This window comes from Halorientalis sp. IM1011 (assembly GCF_001989615.1).
In the GTDB taxonomy this organism is placed as follows: domain Archaea; phylum Halobacteriota; class Halobacteria; order Halobacteriales; family Haloarculaceae; genus Halorientalis.
Genome location: NZ_CP019067.1, coordinates 811,493 through 828,860, shown reverse-complemented (window position 1 = coordinate 828,860; position 17,368 = coordinate 811,493). Strand labels below are relative to the sequence as shown.

Genomic DNA, 17,368 nt, shown 5'->3' with positions numbered 1-17,368 from the left:
CGATCACCGAACGACGGTCACCGGCACCGGCGCTCGCCGGAACACTTTCTCGGCGACGTTGCCGATCACCAGCTGGTCCGCCATCGATCCGCCGTGGGTGCCGAGGACGATGGTATCGTAGTCGTCGGCGGCGCCGAGGATGGCCCGCGCCGGGTGGCCGGTCCGGACGGTCACGTCGATCTCGGTGTCGTGTTCGGCGGCAATCTCGTCGGCCCGGTCCGCGACCGCCTGCCCGTGTTCCTCGGCCGCTGTTTCCATGTCGTCGGCGAGTGCGATAGACGTCGCCTCGCCCCACCAGAACGAGGGTTCGCCGACGACGGTTAGAACGGTTATCTCGGCGTCGTCGAACACGTCGAGAGCGTATTCGAGAGCGTGTTCGGCCATCTCCGAATCGTCCATCGGAACGAGTACGCGCATACGTCCCCTACGTCGGACGCCGACAAACGTGTTGGGTCACAGAAGGAGGGCGAACAGCAGGTAGGAACCGACGACCGACAGCACGGGCGAGAGGATCCACAGCGTGACGATCCGGGCCGTCGCGGCCGGGTCGAACAGGCTCTCGGCGGTCACTTCCTCGAGTTCCTCTGTCCCGATCCCGGGAACCTCGGCTGTCTCGGGCGGTTCGGTCGGCGCTTCGGCCTCGCCGCTGGCGAGTTCGCCGACGGTCGGGCCCGCTCCCTCTTCGCCGGCCGGTGAGGCAGCCAGCGATCCCGTCGCCAGGTCCGTCTCTGCCTCGCCCAGTGGCGTCGGTTTCGCCAGATCCGTCAGCGTCGCGGTCCGGCTGGCCCGGCCCCAGCCCAGCCCGATGATACAGCAGGTCGTGCTCACCGCCAGGCTTGCCGGGATCCCCAGGTGTGAGAGGACGGTGATGATCGTCGCGCCGACGAGCGAGACGATCAACGCCGCGAGGATCGGCAGGTCGGTGATGTCGTTGCCGACGGTCGCAAGCGTCCGTCGGGCGATGGTGAACCCGCCGAGGCCGATGGCCCCGACCGCCAGCAGGATGCCCTGGTTCATCGAGATCGAGCCGTTGCCGACCAGCGGCGCGACCGCGTTGGCGGCGTTCGAAGCGCCCGCGGAAAAGCCCATGTAGCAGGCGATCACGAGGACGAGGGCAGCGCCGACCAGGTCCCGTCGAGAGGCGTTCTCGTTGAGCCCGGGTCGCGGGACGGCACCGGAGCGATCGATCCGCAAGAGTGGGTCGCGCATCCGCCCGAACGCGAGTCGGGCGTCCAGGTGGGGGTAGAGATAGCGGCCGATGACGGCACCGACGGCGAAGCCGATCAGCGGCGCGACGATCCACGCCGAGACGATGGTGAACATCAGCGCCGCGTCGAGCGTCCCCGTCGCAAGCCCCAGGCCGACGATGGCACCGACGGCAGTCATCGACGTGGATGCGGGGACGCCGTAGATGTTCGAGATCAGCAGTGCCAGTCCGGTGAAAAAGAGGACGCCGACGCTGGCGACGGGCGAGAACTGCGCGGCGGGGACGATCCCGTCGCTCATGGTGTCGATGACGTTGCGCCCGACAGTCCACGCGCCGACGAAGGCGAAGGCCGTGAACAGCGCCGCCGCGGTCGTCTTCCGTACGATCCGACTGCCGACCGCGGGGCCGAACGCCACCCCGGTCGAGGATCCGCCGATGTTGTAGCCGACGAACGCAGCCACCAGCAGTCCGACGGCGACGAGTGTCGAGACCATGTTCGTGAGAATCCCGTTAGGGGTGGATTTAGATACACGACCGTGGCCCTTCGGTCTGTCGCTGCTCACGACGCCTCGAGCGGATCCACGGTGTGCAGAGCACAAAGGGTAAGATATCTGAGCAAATATAGTCGAGGTGGAACGTCCGCTCCTCGGCCCTCTGCATATCGTCTTTTATGGTACTAAAGGGCCTCTACCCTGGATATAAGAAGTATCGGACAGTAGCTTGTGATATCCATTCGGCAACTTATGTCAGACAACAGAGTTAATATGCTCCGAGGCTTCTAGATGGCCGTTATGCTCGAAGAGATACGACGCGTGAACCGGGAGACACGCGTCCAATACGCCCTCATGTTCATCTTCGGGGTGCTCTGTATCGGCGTCGCGTTCGCGCCGCTCGAAGAAACCATCCGCATCACCACCGTCGGGACGCTGTTCGGGTTTACCGCTGGCCTGTGGGTTTCACACCTCGTCCAGGTGCTCCGGCGTGCCGCCGAGGCGAAGAACGCCGACGTCACGGGGGTGTCTGGCCAGTGAGCCAGCGAGAACGATCCGGGGACCGACCCGATTCACCGCCAGACACGGCGGCCGACTCGGCGTTCCTCGACAGCATCGAGTTTCTCACCGGCAGAGACCCCAATCTCGGCTCGTTCCTCCTCGTCGTCGGGATGGTGACCTGCGTGTTCATCGCGCTGTTCCAGTTCACGCTCCCGCCGCCGGTCTCGCACCTGCTCACGGCCGGCGTGATCTTCGTCACCGTCCTCAGTGCCGTCTTCGGGTCGATTCTCGACGGCCTCGGCTACTTCGAGCGGATCGCCGCGTCCGCCCCGCCGGAGGCTGTCGACCGTCGGCCGGCCGCCAGGCCGTGGGTTCCCGAGGCGGGACGTTCTGCACCCCTGCCACCGTTGATAAACTTCGACGCGGAACTCCGGGCCTACGCCGACATGTACGATGGGACCCTCCCGAGTGAGTTCGACGCGTTCGTCAGCGACTACCTCCGTTTGAAGACCAACACGCAGAACCGTGCGACCATCGCCAGCGACCTGCGGGCCGACCTCAATCCGATCGGCACCCTCTTCGAGGACGGCTCCGAAGGGGACAGGATATACGAGGACATCTCGGACCGACTCTTCCGGTACATCAGTTCCAGGAGCGACCATCTCACGCTCGAGCGCGTCACGTTCTACGACGGGGATGGCAACGAGGCCGACGTGAGGGCACTCCAGAGCCAACTCGCACACGTCGAACTCGGCGTAACCAACGAGGGTGAAGCAGCCGAGGTGGAAGCCACTGTCACGTTGCAGGACGCCGACGACGCTCCCATCATTAGTCGGACCTGTGACGTCGGCCTCGTCAGACCTGGCGCCACGAAACCCGTCGACGTCGACATCTTCGTCCCCTCGGACGCCGAGCGCGCCAGCACGACCGTCCGGATCACGGGCTCCGGACGGGCCGTTGCGGGGGCCTGAGACCGCTACGCTGCCGTTCTCCTCCCGGTCGCGATGCCCGACGGCGGCGCACCCGTTCGTCTGCCGCGTGTCTGACGGGTTGTTTTGTGGACCGGTCACGTACCGCCCCGCATGGCAAACCTGACGGACGTCTACGACGGCGGCGTCGGCGGCGTCGCGGGTCGACGCCGGCGATTCCTCGGGCTGTCGCTGTTCGGCCTCGGGGCGGCGATGGTCGTCGCCGCGATCGCCATCGCGACGACGGGGCTAGCCGATCAGTTCGGCCTCACGACCTTCGGCGCGCGGGAACTGGCCGGCGTCCTCGCGGGACTCGGGTTGCCGGCGGCCTTCCTCGGGAGCTTCAGCGTCCTCCCCGCTTCCCGGCGCGCCCGGGCGGCGGCCGTGATCGGCGCGAGTCTCTCGGTGTTCGGCGTCGTCCTCTTCCGCGAGGCCTACCCCTACGAGTGGGTCGGCTCGACGAGCGGCCCGGACCTCACCCTGCCCGTCGTGGTCGTCTACTTCCTCGGGACGATCACGCTGTTCTGGTGTCTGTTCGTCGCCGTCGCCAACTTCAAGACCCGAACCGACCCCGGCGGCACGGTCCGGATGGAGGTGACCGAGGAGGGCACCACGCGCGTCCTCGAAGTCACCGGCTCCGTCCCCGGACTCGGCGGAATCGGCCTGTTCGGGCAGAACCCCGACGGCGAGGTCCAGACCCAGACCAACCGCTCCGAAGACGACGAGGAAGACGTACTCTACACCCGCGACGAGCCCGCCACCCCGACCGGCGGCGCACAGGCGGCCAGCGACGGCGGTGCGGCGGCCCAGACGGGCGGCATGGAAGACGCCGAACCCGTCCCCGACGAGGTCGTCGAGGCCGCCGAGACCCGCGGCCAGCCCGACGCCTACTGCGGCAACTGCGAACACTTCCAGTACGTCCGGGTAGACGGTGAGATCCGGCCCGCCTGCACCCTCCACACGAAGGTCATGTCCGATATGGAAGCCTGCGACGACTGGCAGGCCAACAACTGAGCCCCTCTCGCGTCACTCCGCCCTCTTCGTCCACTTCGCTTGGTTGTCCCGTCCGCGGCGTCCAGATCGGGGCCGATAGTCGTGGCGTCCCGTGTGATCCGAGGGGGTTTTAGGGGGGCATCCTGTAACTGGTAGCTAACATGGAGTTCTGTGACGAGTGCGGTTCGATGATGAAGACGGACGACGGAATGTGGATCTGCGGGAGCTGCGGGTACGAAAAGCCGCGTGACGCCGAGACGGAGGCGGCGATGACCTCCACCCAGTCCCAGGAGGAAAGCGAGGTCATCGACACCTCCGAGGTCGACGCCGAGGACATGGGGCCGACCACCGAAGCCCGCTGTCCCGAGTGCGGTAACGACCGCGCCTTCTGGGAGATGAAGCAGATCCGCGCCGCCGACGAGAGCGAGACGCGGTTCTTCACCTGCACCGAGTGTGAACACAAGTGGCGTGAGGACGACCACTGACGAATGAGCGGTGACGGGACCCCGCGGGTGCCCGACGACCACCTCGACGGCTGGGCCGTCACCGACAGGTCGAGCGAGACGGTGTTCGAGCTCCCGGTCGCCCGCGTCGTCGGCCACACGGCCGTCTACGACGACGACGACCTCCGGTCGACAGTAACGAGTCTCACCGGCGGGGCCGTCGACCGGATGTGGCGCTTCTTCTTCGCGACCCGACTGGAGTTCACCCCCACGCTCCCGCCGACTATCGGTCCGGCAGCCGTCTTCACCACCGTCCGCACGCAGGCCAACTCGGTGTTCAGAGAGCGGCTGCAGGAACGGGGCTTCGACGACATCTCGAAGGCCGGCCACGATCGCATCCGTGTCGACTCCGGCGATCGCGCCTCTCTGCAGGCCTACGACGCCGCCATCGAGACCAGCGTCGTCGACGTACCCGTCGAGGGGTACCTCGCCGTCTGGTCGACGGGTGGCGAGTTCCGACTGGCCGGCGGTGCCTACCCCGCCGCGTCGCTGTCCGATCTCCTCGGTATCTCCATTCCGGGGATCGACATCGATCCCGATTCCTTCCGCAAAGAACTGCTCACGCTGGTCAAGTCCGTCCGCTAGAGGCTCCTGACGGCGGCCGCACAGACCCCGGTCGCCAGCAACTCCGTTCGCCCGTCACCGAGCCACCGGCTCACCCGTCCGGGATCGGCACCGACGCCCAGCAGCGCCACCCGCGTCTCCCCGACGTACACCTCCGCCGTGTACCCGCCGGCCCGCAACGTCGCGTCGAGTTGCCCGAGCGTCTCCCCCTCGTTCCGGACGATCCGGACGGCCTCGCGCAGGTGCTCGATCTCGATGTGTACCGGTCCACCGACCGATGGGAGTCGCAGGCGCGCGTCGTCGAGATCCACCAGCAGGTTGGCGGCGGCCTCCACGGCGGGCGCGGTCGCCATCGTGAGCGCACCGTCGACGACCCCGAGCAGCCCCTGCGGGTTCGGATCGCGTCGATCGACCATTGTCACTCCCGACGGGCGAAGGTCAGGAAGCCGGTGTGACCCACGCCTGCCGTCGACGGCCGGGAGCCCCGGTCGTCGAAGTCCATCTCCCGCTGGATCGTCTCCAGCGTCTCGACCCCCTCCAGCCCCGCGTCGCGAGCGGTCCGGGCGACCTCCCGCGTCCCCTCGACGAACGGCGAGTAGACCGCGAGACACCCGCCGGGTTTCAGCAGGTCCGCGGCGTGTTCGACGACGGCCGGCGCGTCCTCGGTATCGAGGGTCACCACGTCCACCGGTCCCACGTCCAACTCCTCGGTTACGTCGCCCGTCCGCACGTCGACCCGGTCGTCGACGCCGGCCAGTTCCATGTTCTCGCGGGCGACATCGGCGAACTCCGGGTCCTGCTCGTAGGTGACCACGTCGGCTCCCGCTCTCCCCATGTACGCCGCGAGCACGCCTGTCCCCGTACCGGCGTCGAGCACCGTGTCGCCCTCGGAGACGCCGGTGTGGCCCATGATCAGTCCGATATCGCGCGGCATCATCGGCGCGCCCGTGCGCTCGAAGTGGTTGAAACAGTCCGGGCCCCGGAGTTCTCGAACCGTGAACGCCTCCTCGAGGTGCGTGGTGACGACCTCGCCGGCCGCGGCGTCCTCCGGTACCTCGAGGATTCCCAGGTCCGTCTCCAGGCGCTCGCCACGCTCCAGCAGGTACTCCCGGTCGTCCCGGACCAACAGGAGCGCCACGTTACTCCAGGCGCTCGACGGCCGCCGCGAGGTCGCCGTCCTCGGCTTCGAGTGCCTCGCGGGCGTCGTCCTCGCTCACACCGGCGCGGTTGGCGACGATTTCGATGTCGGCGTCCGGAATACCACCGGACCCGCCGTCGTCGTCACCACTCTCGATCGCCGACCCTTCGCCGGCCTCGCGGGTCTCGGGCGTGCCGATGACCTGGTAGGTCTCCTGGCCCTGGGCGTCCATCCGCTGGACTTCGGCGTCGGTGAACACGAGTTCCTCGTCGGCCGTGCGGATGATCACTTCCTCGGCGTCGAGCTCGTCGATGTCGATGCCGAACTGGTCCATCATCTGTTGCATCTTCTGCGGGTCGAAGCCGCCTCCTCCGAACATACCCGGGCAGTTGCGGCGCTGGCGGAAAACCCCTTCGGGACCACCTTTTTCGCGAGGGGGTCGACTCGCGACCCCCTCGCAAAAAACGTGGTTCCCGCGAACGAAGTGAGCGGGTGCTCGGAAGACGAGCGAAGCGAGTCTTCCGGTGGCGAAAAAGCGGATCGCGCGCCGCGGCGCGCGATCCGCTGCTGTGCTGGTGCCCGACCGCACCGCATCCGCCCCGCCTCCGCACCGCGACAGCACCGCCACCGCCCCGCACCGCAACCACCAACTCAGTCCTCCTCGATCGCCTCGTCCCCGTCGGACTCGACCCCGTGCCGGACGAACACGGCCATCCCGGTCCCGAAGTCGAGCATGTCCTCGCCGGCGAGTTCGGCGCGGCCCACCCCGAGCAGGGTATCGTCCTCGCGGACGACGGCCACCTCGTCGCCCGGCCGAACGTCCGGATCGGCCCGCTGCACGAACTTCGCGAACGCGTTGCGACCCTCGCGGACGAACGGATCGCTGTCCTCGCCGACGACGACTCTGTGGGTCGGCGCGTCGAGCGCGTCGAGCAACCGTCGTGCCCCGCCCGGACTCAGCGTGAACCGGCCATCGACACCGTACGTGACCAGTCGACCGGCGTCCGCCACCACCTGCTGTGGCCGGCCCGAACTCGTCCGGTAGACCTCCAGGTCCTCCTCGGGGGGAAAGAGCGCCGCGCCCGCGCCCGCCCCGAACTGGTAATCCGCGACCCGGCGGAGCGTCCGCCCGTCCTCGTCGTTCATCGCCTCGCCGTTCCGGGGCCAGCGACTAAACACCTTCCACCCGCGACGCGATTCATTGTCGGTAGTTACCACACACCAATACGTGCGCCGACTGTCACTGGATATCGTGTCCCACACTGGCGGTTTTGGATGGATTTATACGCGAGAATTACATACCCTCGGATATCATGCTATCAGGAACGGCGAAAATCGCGATCGGTGCGGTCTTGCTGCTGATCGGGTCGGCGCTGATTCTCGGCACCGGGCTCCAGCAGTTCCAGATCCCGGGTGTCGTCGCTGGCGTCGCGGCGCTGGTCATGGCCGCGGGGACGCTCCTTCTGGGTACCTCCGAAGCCGGGCAGCCGGTCTAGAGCAGGAACGTCTCCTCGTCCTCGCTGAGGTCCCGGAACGTGTCGGCCGCCTCGATCAGTTCCTCTGCGGTCGACTCACGAAACGCCATGATCTCGACCTTGCAGCCCTCGTGTTTCAGGTGTCGACAGAGCCGCGAGAAGTCGCCGTCACCGGTACAGAGCACCACGGTGTCGACGTGATCGGCCAGGGTCACGGCGTCTAAGCTCATCCCGACGTCCCAGTCGGCCTTCTTCGAGCCGTCGCCGAACGTCTTGATGTCCTTGATCTTCGTCTCGAAGCCGATGTCGACCAGCGCCTCGAAGAACGTCTCCTCGTCTTCTGCCTCCGCTCGGATCACGTAGGCGATCGCGCGCGTCAACTCGCGGCCGTTGACGCCTTCTTCCAGCAGTGACGCGTAGTCGATGTTGCGCGTATAGAGGCTCCGGGCGGTGTGATAGAGGTTCTGCGCGTCGGCGAGCATCGCCACGCGCTGCCCGGGATGCACGTCAGTCATGATCGACGTTTGGAGACCCCACGGGATAAACCCTGTCGGACGGGCACTCGCGAGACAGGCAGCCGGAGAAGTGTCGCAACGACTAAGTCCTCTCGTCACCGTCGCCCGTGTATGCAACGGGCCACGCTGGAACTCGCTGGGTCACCGACCAGCCACCGGTGTGGCGCGGTCCGTTTTCGGGGCAGTAGCAAACTGAAACGCGCGCGATAGGCTCACGGCGGGCGTAGCGCCCCCGTCGCGGGCCGTGTTCGTCGTCTCGCGCGCAGTATCCGATCACTATATCCCCCACGACCGACATACACCACAGCAATGACACACGATACGTTCACCGGCGTGTTCCCCGCGATGACCACGCCGTTTCACGCAGACGAGAGCATCGACTTCGAGACACTCCGCGAGCACGCCCAGTGGCTGGAACAGCGCGGCGTCGACGGCGTCGTGCCCATGGGCACGACCGGCGAGAGCGCGACCCTCTCGCACGACCAGCACGTCGAAGTCATCGAAGCCGTCACCGACGCCGTCGACGACGTGCCCGTGATCGCCGGGTCGGGCAGCAACAACACCCGCGAGGCGCTCGAACTCTCCGAACGCGCCGCCGACGCCGGGGCCGACGGCCTCCTTTTGATCTCCCCGTACTACAACAAGCCCGAACCCGCCGGCATGGAGAACCACTTCCGGCAGGTCGCCGACGCCGTTTCCCTCCCCCAGATCATCTACAACGTCCCCTCCCGGACCGGTCGCAACATCGCCGTCGAGTCCGCCGTGAATCTCGCCGAACACGAGAACATCGTCGGCTACAAGGCCGCCTCCGGCGACATGAACCGGATCACCGAGGTCATCGAGCGCACGCGCGAGGAGAACTTCGCGATACTCTCCGGTGACGACGCGATGACCCTGCCGATCATCGCGACCGGCGGCAGCGGCTGTATCTCCGTCTCGGCCAACGTCGAACCCGCCCGGACCTGCGCGCTCGTCGGGGCCGCGCTGTCGGGGGACTTCGAGCGCGCCCGTGAGTACCACCACGAACTCGGCGAACTCTTTCGGGTGCTCTTCGCCGAGAGCAACCCCATCCCGATCAAGGAGGCCATGGAGATCCGCGGCCACTACGACTCGGGTCGGATGCGCTCGCCGCTCTCCCGCGCCACCGACGAGACGCTCGACGCGCTCCGTGAGACGCTGGACGACCTCGACGACGGGACCGCCCCCGAACCGGCGGAGGTCCAGCGATGACGCGGGTCGCAGTCAACGGCGCGGCCGGCCGGATGGGTCGGACTGTCATCGAGACCGCGGCCGACCGCGACGACGTGGAGGCCGTCGTCGGCTTCGACGTCGAAGGGCCCGACGAGGTGCAGGGCGTACCCGTCGTCGACGCCGGTGAGGCCGCCGACGCACTCGCGGAATACGACGCCGAGGTGGCCGTCGACTTCACCGTCCCCGAGGCCACCCTGTCGCTCGCCGAGGCCTGTACGAACGCAGGGGTCGGGCTGGTGGTCGGCACGACCGGCTTCGACGAGGACGGCTTCGCCGCGCTCGACGACGCCGCCGAGTCCGTCCCGCTCCTGAAGGCCACCAATTTCGCGCGGGGAATCCACGCCCTGCTCCGGGCGATCGAGGAAGCTCTGCCCGCGGTGCCCGACTACGACCTCGAACTGATGGAGACCCATCATAATGGAAAGATCGACGCGCCCTCCGGGACGGCGAAGACGATGCTCGAAACCGTCCAGGATGAACGCGACGTGGAACCGGTCTACGGTCGCGAGGGCCACGCGCCCCGCGACGAGGACGAGATCGGTGTCTTCGCCCGCCGGGCCGGCGACATCCGCGGCGAACACGAACTGATCGCGGCGGGCAACGACGAGGTGCTCTCCCTCTCACACCACGCCGAGGACCGGAGCGTCTTCGCGGCCGGCGCGCTGGACGCCGCGGTCTGGATCGAAAACCAAGAGCCCGGGCGGTACGACTTCGGGAACGTCATCGACCAATGAGCCTACAATCCGACATCGAAGCCCTGTGGAATCGCTACGACGACGGCCTCACGGCCGACGACGCCACCGCCGAGGACGCCGACACGCTCGACGCGTTCCTCGAAGCCCTCGAAGCCGGCGACGTACGGGCCGCCGAACCCGCCGGTGGGGACTGGCAGGTCAACGAGTGGGTCAAGCAGGGCATCCTGCTCAACTTCGGCCTCCGCGAGATCGAATCCCGCGAGTACGGCGACGTGGCGTACCACGACGTACTCCCGCTTCGTGAGACCGCCGACATCGGCGACCGTGGCTCCCGGAACACGCCGGACGGCACCGTCATCCGACGCGGTGCCTACGTGGGCAGCGACGCGATCCTGATGAGCCCCTCGTTCGTCAACATCGGCGCACACGTCGGGGACGGGACGCTCGTGGACTCCTGTGACACCGTCGGCTCCTGTGCCCAGATCGGCGAGAACGTCAAGCTGGGTGCGAACACGCTGATCGGCGGCGTCCTCGAACCGGTCGAGGACGACCCCGTGATCGTCGAGGACGGCGTCTCGCTTGGGGCGGGCTGTCGCGTCACCTCCGGCTTCCGCGTCGGCGAGAACTCCATCGTGGGCGAGAACACGCTGCTGACCCCGCGGATTCCAGTCTACGATCTCGTCGAGGACCAGGTGCTGTACGGGGAACTCCCGCCCGAGCGGCGGGCCTTCGCGCGCTACGTCGAGTCCTCGGTCAGCGACGAGGACCTGATCCCCGGCGCGGCCTACAAGCCGGCGGTGGTCGCGACCGACATCGAGACCGAAACCCTCGAAGGCACCGAGCGCGAAGACGCACTCCGAGAATGAGCTCGGGGGTCGCGGTCCGCCGGCTGTCCGACTGGGACGCCGAGCGACTGCGCGACCTCGCCGCCGAGTTCGACACGCCGCTGTACGTCCTCGATCCCGACCGGGTGCGCGAGAACGCCGCCCGGCTCCAGAGTGCCTTCGACGCCGAGGAGATCAGCTACGCCGTCAAGGCCAACACCACCCGGCCGGTGCTCGAGACCATCGAGTCCACCGGTGTCGGTGCCGAGTGCGCCTCCGCGGGGGAAGTCGAACGCGCCCTCGCCGCGGGATTCGACGGCGAAGCCGTCCGCTACACGGCGGTGAACCCGCCGGAGGAGGATCTGGACTACGTCGTCGACGCCGCCGCCGACCACGATTTGATCGTGACCGTGGGCGCGGCCGACACCCTCGACCGTCTCGACGAGCGCGGCTTTTCCGGCCGGCTCTGTATCCGGGCGAACCCCGGGGTCGGTGCCGGTCACCACGAGAAGGTGTCGACCGGCGCGGCCCCCAAGTTCGGGGTCCCGATGGACCGGGTGCCCGACCTCGCCAGCGAGGCCGTCGACCGCGGGTTCGACCTCGTGGGCCTGCACGCCCACGCCGGGAGCGGTATCTCCGGCGAGGACCTGCAGGCCCACCGCGAACTCGTCGCGCGGATGGGTGACCTTGCACGGAGGGTAATTTCCGACGTAGGCACTATCGAGTTCGTCAACGTCGGCGGTGGCCTCGGGGTTCCCTATCGGGAGGAGGAGGACCCGCTGGATCTGGACGCGGTTGCGGCGGCGACCCGGGAGGCGTTCGGCGATGTCGACGCCCGACTGGGGATCGAACCCGGCCGGTACTTCGTCGCGGACGCCGGCGTGTTACTGACGCGGGTCAATACGGTCAAGCCGACGCCCGAGACGACCGTCGTGGGCGTCGACGCCGGCATGACGACGCTGGTCCGTCCGGCGATGTACGACTCGTATCACACGATCCGCTCGCTGGCGAGTGACGCCGATCGGCGCGAGACCGTCTCGGTGACCGTCGCCGGCCCGATCTGCGAGACGGCGGACGTGCTGGGCGAGGACCGTCCGCTCCCCGACTCCGAGCGGGGCGACCTGCTCGCGGTCGGGAACGCGGGCGCCTACGGCTACGAGATGAGCAGCAACTACAACTCCCGGCCGCGGCCGGCGGTCGTTGCCCTCGACGGTACCGACGCGCGGCTGGCGGTTCGCCGGGAAGCGGTCGCGGACATTACAGAACTGGAAACATGGTCGAAGTAGAGAAGTATCACGGCACGGGCAACGACTTCATCATCGTCGACGCGACAGAGGACGTACCGGACCGCCGGGCGTTCGCGGCCGACCTCTGTGACCGGGAGACCGGGCTCGATCACCCCAACGCGCGCAAACGCGGGGCCGATGGCGTCCTCTTTCTGGCGCTGGAGGACGAGTACTCCCCGCCCCGGGTCGTGATGACGCTGGTTCAACCGGACGGGAGCGTCGCGGCCATGTGCGGCAACGGCGCCCGCTGTGCGGCGAAGTGGGTCGCCGAACGCACCGGTTCCCCGGAGGTCATGATCGACACGCAGGCCGGTACGCGCCGCGCCGAGATCGGCGAGCAGGGCGTCACCATCGAGATGGGTGCGCCCACGTTCGAACCCGATCGTGTCCCCGTCGTCGGCGACGAACCCATGATCGAACGGGAGGTGGAGGGCCTGACGGTCACGGCGGTCAACACCGGCGTTCCCCACGCCGTCGCGTTCGTCGACGACGTGACGAGCGTCGACGTGGAGGCCGTCGCGCCCGCGGTCCGGGACGCCGACGTGTTTCCCGAGGGCGCGAACGTCAACTTCGCCGCGCCACGGGCGGACGGTCAGGCCGCGGACGGGACGGTTCGTGGGTTCGACCAGCGGACCTTCGAGCGCGGCGTCGAGGCCGAAACCGACTCCTGTGGGACGGGTGCGGTGGCCATCGTCGCTGCTGCCGAGCGCCTCGGCAAGGTCGAGCGGGGCCAGCGCGTCCCGGCCCACCCGCCTGGTGGTCGGCTGGTCGTCCAGTTGACCGATCGGGACGCGCTCCTGCAGGGCCCGGTCGAACGCGAGTACACCGGGACGGTGACCGTCGTCGACCCGACGACCTTCGACGTGGAACTCGACACCGTCCCGGGTGACGACTGATGGCGTTCGACCCCCTCGACTTCCACGAGACCGCCGTCTCGATCCCCTCCCACGAGGACGTGACCGAGATGCGCGAGTACCTGGTCGAGACGCTCGAAGACGCGGGCGTTTCGGTCCGCATCGACGACGCCGGAAATACCCTGGCGACGCGCGAGGGGGAATCCGACGGCCCACACATCGTCCTGAACACGCACATCGATACGGTACCGCCCCACGTCCCTCTCGAACGGGACGGTGAGATCGTCCGAGGCCGGGGGTCCTGCGACGCGAAGGGACCGCTCGCGGCCCTGCTCTCGGCGTTTCTCGATGCCGAGATAGCGTCCGGAACAGTGACGCTGGCGGTCACGCCCGACGAGGAAGTGTACTCGACGGGCGCGGCGGCGCTCGACCTGGATGCGGACGGCTACATCGTGGGCGAACCGACGGGACTGGACATCTGTAACGCCGCGAAGGGCCGCTTCGAGGGGACAGTCGAAATCGAGGGCCTCGCGGCCCACGCGGCGGAACCCGAGAGCGGTGCGAGCGCGATCCGTGCAGCTGCGCCCGTCCTGCAGGCCCTCGAATCCTACGACGAGACGGTCGGTCCGCCCGAGCACGACTCGCTCGGGCGACCGACGCTCGAACCCACCGTGATCGAGGGCGGCGAGGCGACGAACCAGATTCCCGCCGAGTGCAGAATAACGATCGACCGTCGGAGCGTTCCCCCCGAGACCCAGCAGGGCTTCCGCGAGCAACTGTCGGCCCACCTCCAGTCCTGGATTCCCGACTCGATGGACCTCTCCTTCGCGTACACCGAGCGCGAGACACCGTTCCTCGAAGCGTTCGCCACGCCCGCCGACAGCGACGTGGTGACTGCACTCCGGGACGCTGGCGCGGGCGAGGTCCGGCCGTTCGGGGCGGCAACGGAGGCCTCGTACTTCGCGGCCGACGCGCCGACGGTCGTGTTCGGACCGGGGGTGCTGGCTGACGACGAGGGCGCAGTGGCCCACGCCGAGCGCGAGTACGTTCGCCGTTCCGAGGTCGAACGGGCCGGTGAGATCGCGACGGCGGCCGTCGAGTCCCTGCTCGACTGATACGCCAGACGTCCTGTCGGCGACCGGAATTACCAGTCCTGATAGCGCCCGGCAGTCGCCCGGCAGACGCCCGTCAGACGCCGCGTAAACGCTTTTGTCGGCGGATCCGAGAGGTATGGATATGGCAATAGCACGGCGCAGACGGTTCGACGTGGAATCGATCGGACGTGCGGGCGCACTGGTCGCGGTCTGTACGCTCGTGTTGACTGCGAGTTTCGTCGGACTGGTCGCACTGGTCTCGGGCCAGGCGACCGGACTGAGTGACCGGCTCCCGGCGTACGTTCTCGGGATGGCGACGGCGTTCGTCGGCGCCGTTCTGATCGCCGAGACGCAGGGATTCGACGGTCGGACGGTCATCGTCGGAGCGGGCGTGGTGGCACTCGGCACGCTCGTCGTCCTGACGCTCGGCGGAGAAGGCCTCCTGCACGCGGTTCGGAACCCGGGGGCCTTGGTCACCTCGCACCTGCTGTTTTACTTCCTCGCGGCGGGGATGATCGCCACCGGCTTCGGGTACTGGGCGATCAATCACTGGCAGGAACTGTCGATCCGGTCGCAGAAGCCGAGCTTCGGCCGCTGATTACCCGAGAAGTGCGTTCAGCAGTCGGGATTCGACTTTTCTGAGGATCTCGCCGACGGTGCCGGGGGCCACCTCGACCTCCTCGGCGATGTCGTCGTAGGTGACCTGTCGTGGCGTGTCGTAGTAGCCCATGTCGACGGCGATCTCGGCGACCTCGCGCTGGCGGTCGGTGAGTCGCGAGAGGAGTCGTTCGTTCTCGGGGGCGTAGTCGCCGAGTTTCTGGAGTTCGACGGAGATCCCGTCGGGGACGGCGTCCATCGCCTCGCGGATCTGGTCCTCGTCGCCGACGATTGTCAGCTTGATGCCGCCGTTGCTTGCGAACTCGATGGGGAAGTCCGGGACGATCTGGTACGTGTGCGGCAGTTCCAGCAGGCCAGTGAGCATCTCGTTCGATTCGAGGTGGGCGTAGGTGATGATGCGGTCCTGCATCGGCGAGACCTGGTAGGTGATGAGTTCGGGGACGTACTCGGCGGCGAACTCGATGACCTCGCGGTCGCCGCTGAGTTCGTACATCGTCGTCACCGTGCCGTCGTCGAGCAGTTCCATCTGGAGGATCCGTTCGTTCTTGATCCCCGGTGCCTGCTGGATGCGCCGCTCGATGGGGTGAATCCACCCGCGTTCCGGCGTCAACAGGCCCTCGACGTATCGCATTTGCTCAGTGATTGCACCCGATCAGCATATGCGTTTGGTACCGACAGCGAACTCGTCAACCGTCCAACTCCTCGACCAGTCCGTCGGCGACGCCGACGTAACCGGCCGGCGTCAGGTCGGTCAGTTCCTCGCGCACGTCCTCGCTCACGTCCAGATCCGCGAACAGATCGTGGAAGTCCTCGATCGTCACGCGCCGGCCACGGGTGAGTTCCTTCACGCGTTCGTAGGCGTCGGTGTGGCCCTCCCGGCGGAGGATCGTCTGGACGGCCTCGCCGATGATCTCCGGCGTCGCTTCCAGTTCCTCGCGCATGACCTGCTCGTTGGGGACGACCTTCTCGAGGCCGCGCTCGCACTTCCGGTAGCCGATGAGACAGTGGGCGAGCGCCGCGCCGACGTTGCGCTTGACCGTCGAGTCCGAGAGGTCCCGCTGGAGCCGCGAGGTGGTGACGTAGTCGGCGAGGAAGACCAGATCCGAGTTGGCTTTCGAGAGGTTCCCCTCGCTGTTCTCGAAGTCGATCGGGTTGACCTTGTGGGGCATCGTCGACGACCCGGTCTCCCCCGCGGTGGCCTCCTGTCCGAGATAACGGTCAGAGACGTAGAGCCACACGTCCAGGTCCAGGTCGAGCAGAATATTGTTCGCGCCCCGGAGCGCGTCGAACAGCCGTTCGAGGTCGTCACAGGGGTTGACCTGCGTGGCGAGTTCGGTGTGGTCGAGCCCGAGGCCCGTGACGAACGACTCGGCGAACGTGGGCCAGTCCACGTCGGGGTAGGCGGCGTCGTGGGCGGCGTAGGTGCCCGAGGCTCCAGCGAGTTTGCCGGAGAGGTCGGCGGCGGCGCGTTCGATGCGGCCCAGTGCTTTGCCGAGGCGGGCGGCGTAGACGGCCATCTCCTTGCCGAAGGTCGTCGGCGTCGCGGGCTGGCCGTGGGTGCGGGCGAGCATCGGCACGTCGCGGTGCTCGCGGGCCATCTCGGTCAGCGCGTCCCGTACGTCCCGGAGTGCAGGCACGAGCACGTCCTCGACGGCCGGCTTGACCAGCAGGCGGTGGGCGAGGTTGTTCACGTCCTCGCTGGTGAGCCCGAAGTGGATCCACTGGGCGGCGTCGAGGCCGTCGGGCAGGTGCTCACGGACGAAGTACTCGACGGCCTTCACGTCGTGGTTGGTCGCGGAGTAGTCCTTCCAGCCCTCGGTTTCGAGGGCCTTGACGATCTCGGCGTCGCCCTCGTCGAACTCCTCGTACAGCGCCCGGAGGTGGTCGCGCCCCTCGGCGTCGATCTCCAGCGGGGTGGCGTCCAGATCGGCGAGGGCGATCAGATACTCGACCTCGACACGAACGCGGGCGCGGATCAGCGCCTGCTCGCTGGCGTATGGAACGAGCGGTTCGGTGTAGCGGGCGTACCGCCCGTCCAGCGGCGAGACGGCGGCGAGCGAACTGCGGTCTGTCATACCCGTCGGTGCGCTCCACCGGCCCAAAGGGATGTCGAAGCCCGTCGGTTACGCGACCTTCCGGTACACCCGCAACAGCACCGAGACGGCGACCCCGAGGCCGGGAATCCGTGTCGAGAGCGCCGCCGCCCCCAGCAACAGCGCACCCGCCTTCGGTCGACCGCGAGCGAACGCGATTACCGCGTCGACCAGTGTCGAGACGATGCTGAGCCCACGCGCACTCCCTCCAGTGAGTTGTGTCATCGTCGGGTCGAGGACCGACACGGAAAAGGGACTGGTGCCTGCACGTGCAAGCCCCCGCCGCCGGGTACAGTTC

General features: G+C 67.7%; 23 protein-coding genes. 13 read left to right on the top strand and 10 right to left on the bottom strand.

Features of this window, described 5'->3' with window-relative positions; genetic code table 11:
* Nucleotides 1–3 precede the first annotated feature (3 nt).
* The gene (locus BV210_RS04215) at nt 4–417 is read right to left on the bottom strand and encodes a universal stress protein (RefSeq protein ID WP_077205434.1); all 414 of its coding nucleotides are present in this window, start codon (nt 415–417) and stop codon (nt 4–6) included.
* Nucleotides 418–453: 36 nt separating this feature from the next.
* Entirely contained in the window at nt 454–1,701 is a 1,248-nt protein-coding gene (locus BV210_RS04210) for an inorganic phosphate transporter (protein WP_077205433.1), read from the bottom strand.
* Nucleotides 1,702–1,989: 288 nt separating this feature from the next.
* Between BV210_RS04210 and BV210_RS04205 the strand changes: the two genes are divergently transcribed.
* The 5 genes from BV210_RS04205 to BV210_RS04185 all read left to right on the top strand — a co-directional run bounded on the left by BV210_RS04205 (nt 1,990) and on the right by BV210_RS04185 (nt 5,248).
* Nucleotides 1,990–2,238: a hypothetical protein gene (locus BV210_RS04205; RefSeq protein WP_077205432.1), complete on the top strand. Its 249-nt coding sequence runs from the start codon at nt 1,990–1,992 to the stop codon at nt 2,236–2,238.
* Nucleotides 2,235–3,170 (top strand): hypothetical protein, encoded by a 936-nt coding sequence (locus BV210_RS20545; RefSeq protein ID WP_077205431.1) that lies wholly within the window; start codon nt 2,235–2,237, stop codon nt 3,168–3,170. The genes BV210_RS04205 and BV210_RS20545 overlap by 4 nt, the downstream gene beginning before the upstream one ends.
* A gap of 111 nt (nt 3,171–3,281) precedes the next feature.
* Nucleotides 3,282–4,181, top strand: coding sequence for a hypothetical protein (locus BV210_RS04195; protein ID WP_077205430.1), 900 nt, complete (start codon nt 3,282–3,284; stop codon nt 4,179–4,181).
* A gap of 140 nt (nt 4,182–4,321) precedes the next feature.
* Nucleotides 4,322–4,645, top strand: coding sequence for a transcription factor S (locus tag BV210_RS04190; RefSeq protein ID WP_077205429.1), 324 nt, complete (start codon nt 4,322–4,324; stop codon nt 4,643–4,645).
* Between the two features lie 3 nt (nt 4,646–4,648).
* Complete coding sequence (locus BV210_RS04185) at nt 4,649–5,248, top strand: hypothetical protein (protein WP_077205428.1); 600 nt, start codon at nt 4,649–4,651, stop codon at nt 5,246–5,248.
* Here the strand turns inward: BV210_RS04185 and BV210_RS04180 are convergent.
* From BV210_RS04180 to BV210_RS04165, 4 genes are all read right to left on the bottom strand, one after another.
* On the bottom strand, nt 5,245–5,643 hold the full coding sequence (locus BV210_RS04180; RefSeq protein ID WP_077205427.1) for a hypothetical protein: 399 nt from the start codon (nt 5,641–5,643) through the stop codon (nt 5,245–5,247). The genes BV210_RS04185 and BV210_RS04180 overlap by 4 nt on opposite strands.
* Nucleotides 5,644–5,645: 2 nt before the next feature.
* Entirely contained in the window at nt 5,646–6,365 is a 720-nt protein-coding gene (locus tag BV210_RS04175) for a tRNA (adenine-N1)-methyltransferase (RefSeq protein WP_077205426.1), read from the bottom strand.
* A 1-nt stretch (nt 6,366) separates the two neighbouring features.
* The gene (locus BV210_RS04170; protein WP_077205425.1) at nt 6,367–6,744 is read right to left on the bottom strand and encodes a nascent polypeptide-associated complex protein; all 378 of its coding nucleotides are present in this window, start codon (nt 6,742–6,744) and stop codon (nt 6,367–6,369) included.
* 272 nt (nt 6,745–7,016) lie between these two features.
* Nucleotides 7,017–7,511 carry a PUA domain-containing protein gene (locus BV210_RS04165; RefSeq protein ID WP_077205424.1) on the bottom strand — a complete coding sequence of 165 codons (495 nt, stop codon included), beginning with the start codon at nt 7,509–7,511 and terminating at the stop codon, nt 7,017–7,019.
* Between the two features lie 167 nt (nt 7,512–7,678).
* Between BV210_RS04165 and BV210_RS04160 the strand changes: the two genes are divergently transcribed.
* Nucleotides 7,679–7,861 (top strand): hypothetical protein, encoded by a 183-nt coding sequence (locus tag BV210_RS04160; RefSeq protein WP_077205423.1) that lies wholly within the window; start codon nt 7,679–7,681, stop codon nt 7,859–7,861.
* Here the strand turns inward: BV210_RS04160 and BV210_RS04155 are convergent.
* Nucleotides 7,858–8,355 (bottom strand): NYN domain-containing protein, encoded by a 498-nt coding sequence (locus tag BV210_RS04155; RefSeq protein ID WP_077205422.1) that lies wholly within the window; start codon nt 8,353–8,355, stop codon nt 7,858–7,860. The genes BV210_RS04160 and BV210_RS04155 overlap by 4 nt on opposite strands.
* Before the next feature lie 309 nt (nt 8,356–8,664).
* On the opposite strand from BV210_RS04155, the gene dapA reads away from it, so the two are divergent.
* The 7 genes from dapA to BV210_RS04120 all read left to right on the top strand — a co-directional run bounded on the left by dapA (nt 8,665) and on the right by BV210_RS04120 (nt 14,957).
* Nucleotides 8,665–9,585: a 4-hydroxy-tetrahydrodipicolinate synthase gene (gene dapA, locus BV210_RS04150; protein WP_077205421.1), complete on the top strand. Its 921-nt coding sequence runs from the start codon at nt 8,665–8,667 to the stop codon at nt 9,583–9,585.
* Entirely contained in the window at nt 9,582–10,340 is a 759-nt protein-coding gene (gene dapB, locus BV210_RS04145) for a 4-hydroxy-tetrahydrodipicolinate reductase (RefSeq protein WP_077205420.1), read from the top strand. Before dapA ends, dapB begins: the two co-directional genes overlap by 4 nt.
* Nucleotides 10,337–11,167: a 2,3,4,5-tetrahydropyridine-2,6-dicarboxylate N-succinyltransferase gene (locus tag BV210_RS04140; RefSeq protein ID WP_077205419.1), complete on the top strand. Its 831-nt coding sequence runs from the start codon at nt 10,337–10,339 to the stop codon at nt 11,165–11,167. The genes dapB and BV210_RS04140 overlap by 4 nt, the downstream gene beginning before the upstream one ends.
* On the top strand, nt 11,164–12,411 hold the full coding sequence (gene lysA, locus BV210_RS04135) for a diaminopimelate decarboxylase (RefSeq protein WP_077205418.1): 1,248 nt from the start codon (nt 11,164–11,166) through the stop codon (nt 12,409–12,411). The genes BV210_RS04140 and lysA overlap by 4 nt, the downstream gene beginning before the upstream one ends.
* A complete protein-coding gene (gene dapF, locus BV210_RS04130; protein WP_077205417.1) occupies nt 12,399–13,307 on the top strand; it encodes a diaminopimelate epimerase in 909 nt (302 codons plus the stop codon). The genes lysA and dapF overlap by 13 nt, the downstream gene beginning before the upstream one ends.
* Nucleotides 13,307–14,380: a M20 family metallopeptidase gene (locus BV210_RS04125; protein ID WP_077205416.1), complete on the top strand. Its 1,074-nt coding sequence runs from the start codon at nt 13,307–13,309 to the stop codon at nt 14,378–14,380. The genes dapF and BV210_RS04125 overlap by 1 nt, the downstream gene beginning before the upstream one ends.
* A gap of 121 nt (nt 14,381–14,501) precedes the next feature.
* Nucleotides 14,502–14,957: a hypothetical protein gene (locus BV210_RS04120; RefSeq protein ID WP_084802554.1), complete on the top strand. Its 456-nt coding sequence runs from the start codon at nt 14,502–14,504 to the stop codon at nt 14,955–14,957.
* On the opposite strand, the gene BV210_RS04115 is transcribed toward BV210_RS04120, so the two are convergent.
* From BV210_RS04115 to BV210_RS04105, 3 genes are read right to left on the bottom strand one after another with little or no spacing between them, the layout of a single operon-like run.
* Nucleotides 14,958–15,608: a helix-turn-helix domain-containing protein gene (locus tag BV210_RS04115; protein ID WP_077205414.1), complete on the bottom strand. Its 651-nt coding sequence runs from the start codon at nt 15,606–15,608 to the stop codon at nt 14,958–14,960.
* 55 nt (nt 15,609–15,663) lie between these two features.
* Nucleotides 15,664–17,052, bottom strand: a complete 1,389-nt coding sequence (purB, locus tag BV210_RS04110) for an adenylosuccinate lyase (protein WP_077205413.1) — start codon at nt 17,050–17,052, stop codon at nt 15,664–15,666.
* A gap of 48 nt (nt 17,053–17,100) precedes the next feature.
* Nucleotides 17,101–17,295, bottom strand: a complete 195-nt coding sequence (locus BV210_RS04105) for a hypothetical protein (protein WP_077207964.1) — start codon at nt 17,293–17,295, stop codon at nt 17,101–17,103.
* Nucleotides 17,296–17,368: the final 73 nt, after the last annotated feature.

Excerpts from the sequence above, each read along its gene's own strand:
- BV210_RS04215 (WP_077205434.1), bottom strand. The coding sequence starts at position 417 with ATGCGCGTACTCGTTCCGATGGACGATTCGGAGATGGCCGAACACGCT.
- BV210_RS04210 (WP_077205433.1), bottom strand. The coding sequence starts at position 1,701 with ATGGTCTCGACACTCGTCGCCGTCGGACTGCTGGTGGCTGCGTTCGTC.
- BV210_RS04205 (WP_077205432.1), top strand. The coding sequence starts at position 1,990 with ATGGCCGTTATGCTCGAAGAGATACGACGCGTGAACCGGGAGACACGC.
- BV210_RS04195 (WP_077205430.1), top strand. The coding sequence starts at position 3,282 with ATGGCAAACCTGACGGACGTCTACGACGGCGGCGTCGGCGGCGTCGCG.
- BV210_RS04190 (WP_077205429.1), top strand. The coding sequence starts at position 4,322 with ATGGAGTTCTGTGACGAGTGCGGTTCGATGATGAAGACGGACGACGGA.
- BV210_RS04185 (WP_077205428.1), top strand. The coding sequence starts at position 4,649 with ATGAGCGGTGACGGGACCCCGCGGGTGCCCGACGACCACCTCGACGGC.
- BV210_RS04180 (WP_077205427.1), bottom strand. The coding sequence starts at position 5,643 with ATGGTCGATCGACGCGATCCGAACCCGCAGGGGCTGCTCGGGGTCGTC.
- BV210_RS04170 (WP_077205425.1), bottom strand. The coding sequence starts at position 6,744 with ATGTTCGGAGGAGGCGGCTTCGACCCGCAGAAGATGCAACAGATGATG.
- BV210_RS04165 (WP_077205424.1), bottom strand. The coding sequence starts at position 7,511 with ATGAACGACGAGGACGGGCGGACGCTCCGCCGGGTCGCGGATTACCAG.
- BV210_RS04160 (WP_077205423.1), top strand. The coding sequence starts at position 7,679 with ATGCTATCAGGAACGGCGAAAATCGCGATCGGTGCGGTCTTGCTGCTG.
- BV210_RS04155 (WP_077205422.1), bottom strand. The coding sequence starts at position 8,355 with ATGACTGACGTGCATCCCGGGCAGCGCGTGGCGATGCTCGCCGACGCG.
- dapA (WP_077205421.1), top strand. The coding sequence starts at position 8,665 with ATGACACACGATACGTTCACCGGCGTGTTCCCCGCGATGACCACGCCG.
- dapB (WP_077205420.1), top strand. The coding sequence starts at position 9,582 with ATGACGCGGGTCGCAGTCAACGGCGCGGCCGGCCGGATGGGTCGGACT.
- BV210_RS04140 (WP_077205419.1), top strand. The coding sequence starts at position 10,337 with ATGAGCCTACAATCCGACATCGAAGCCCTGTGGAATCGCTACGACGAC.
- lysA (WP_077205418.1), top strand. The coding sequence starts at position 11,164 with ATGAGCTCGGGGGTCGCGGTCCGCCGGCTGTCCGACTGGGACGCCGAG.
- dapF (WP_077205417.1), top strand. The coding sequence starts at position 12,399 with ATGGTCGAAGTAGAGAAGTATCACGGCACGGGCAACGACTTCATCATC.
- BV210_RS04125 (WP_077205416.1), top strand. The coding sequence starts at position 13,307 with ATGGCGTTCGACCCCCTCGACTTCCACGAGACCGCCGTCTCGATCCCC.
- BV210_RS04120 (WP_084802554.1), top strand. The coding sequence starts at position 14,502 with ATGGCAATAGCACGGCGCAGACGGTTCGACGTGGAATCGATCGGACGT.
- BV210_RS04115 (WP_077205414.1), bottom strand. The coding sequence starts at position 15,608 with ATGCGATACGTCGAGGGCCTGTTGACGCCGGAACGCGGGTGGATTCAC.
- purB (WP_077205413.1), bottom strand. The coding sequence starts at position 17,052 with ATGACAGACCGCAGTTCGCTCGCCGCCGTCTCGCCGCTGGACGGGCGG.
- BV210_RS04105 (WP_077207964.1), bottom strand. The coding sequence starts at position 17,295 with ATGACACAACTCACTGGAGGGAGTGCGCGTGGGCTCAGCATCGTCTCG.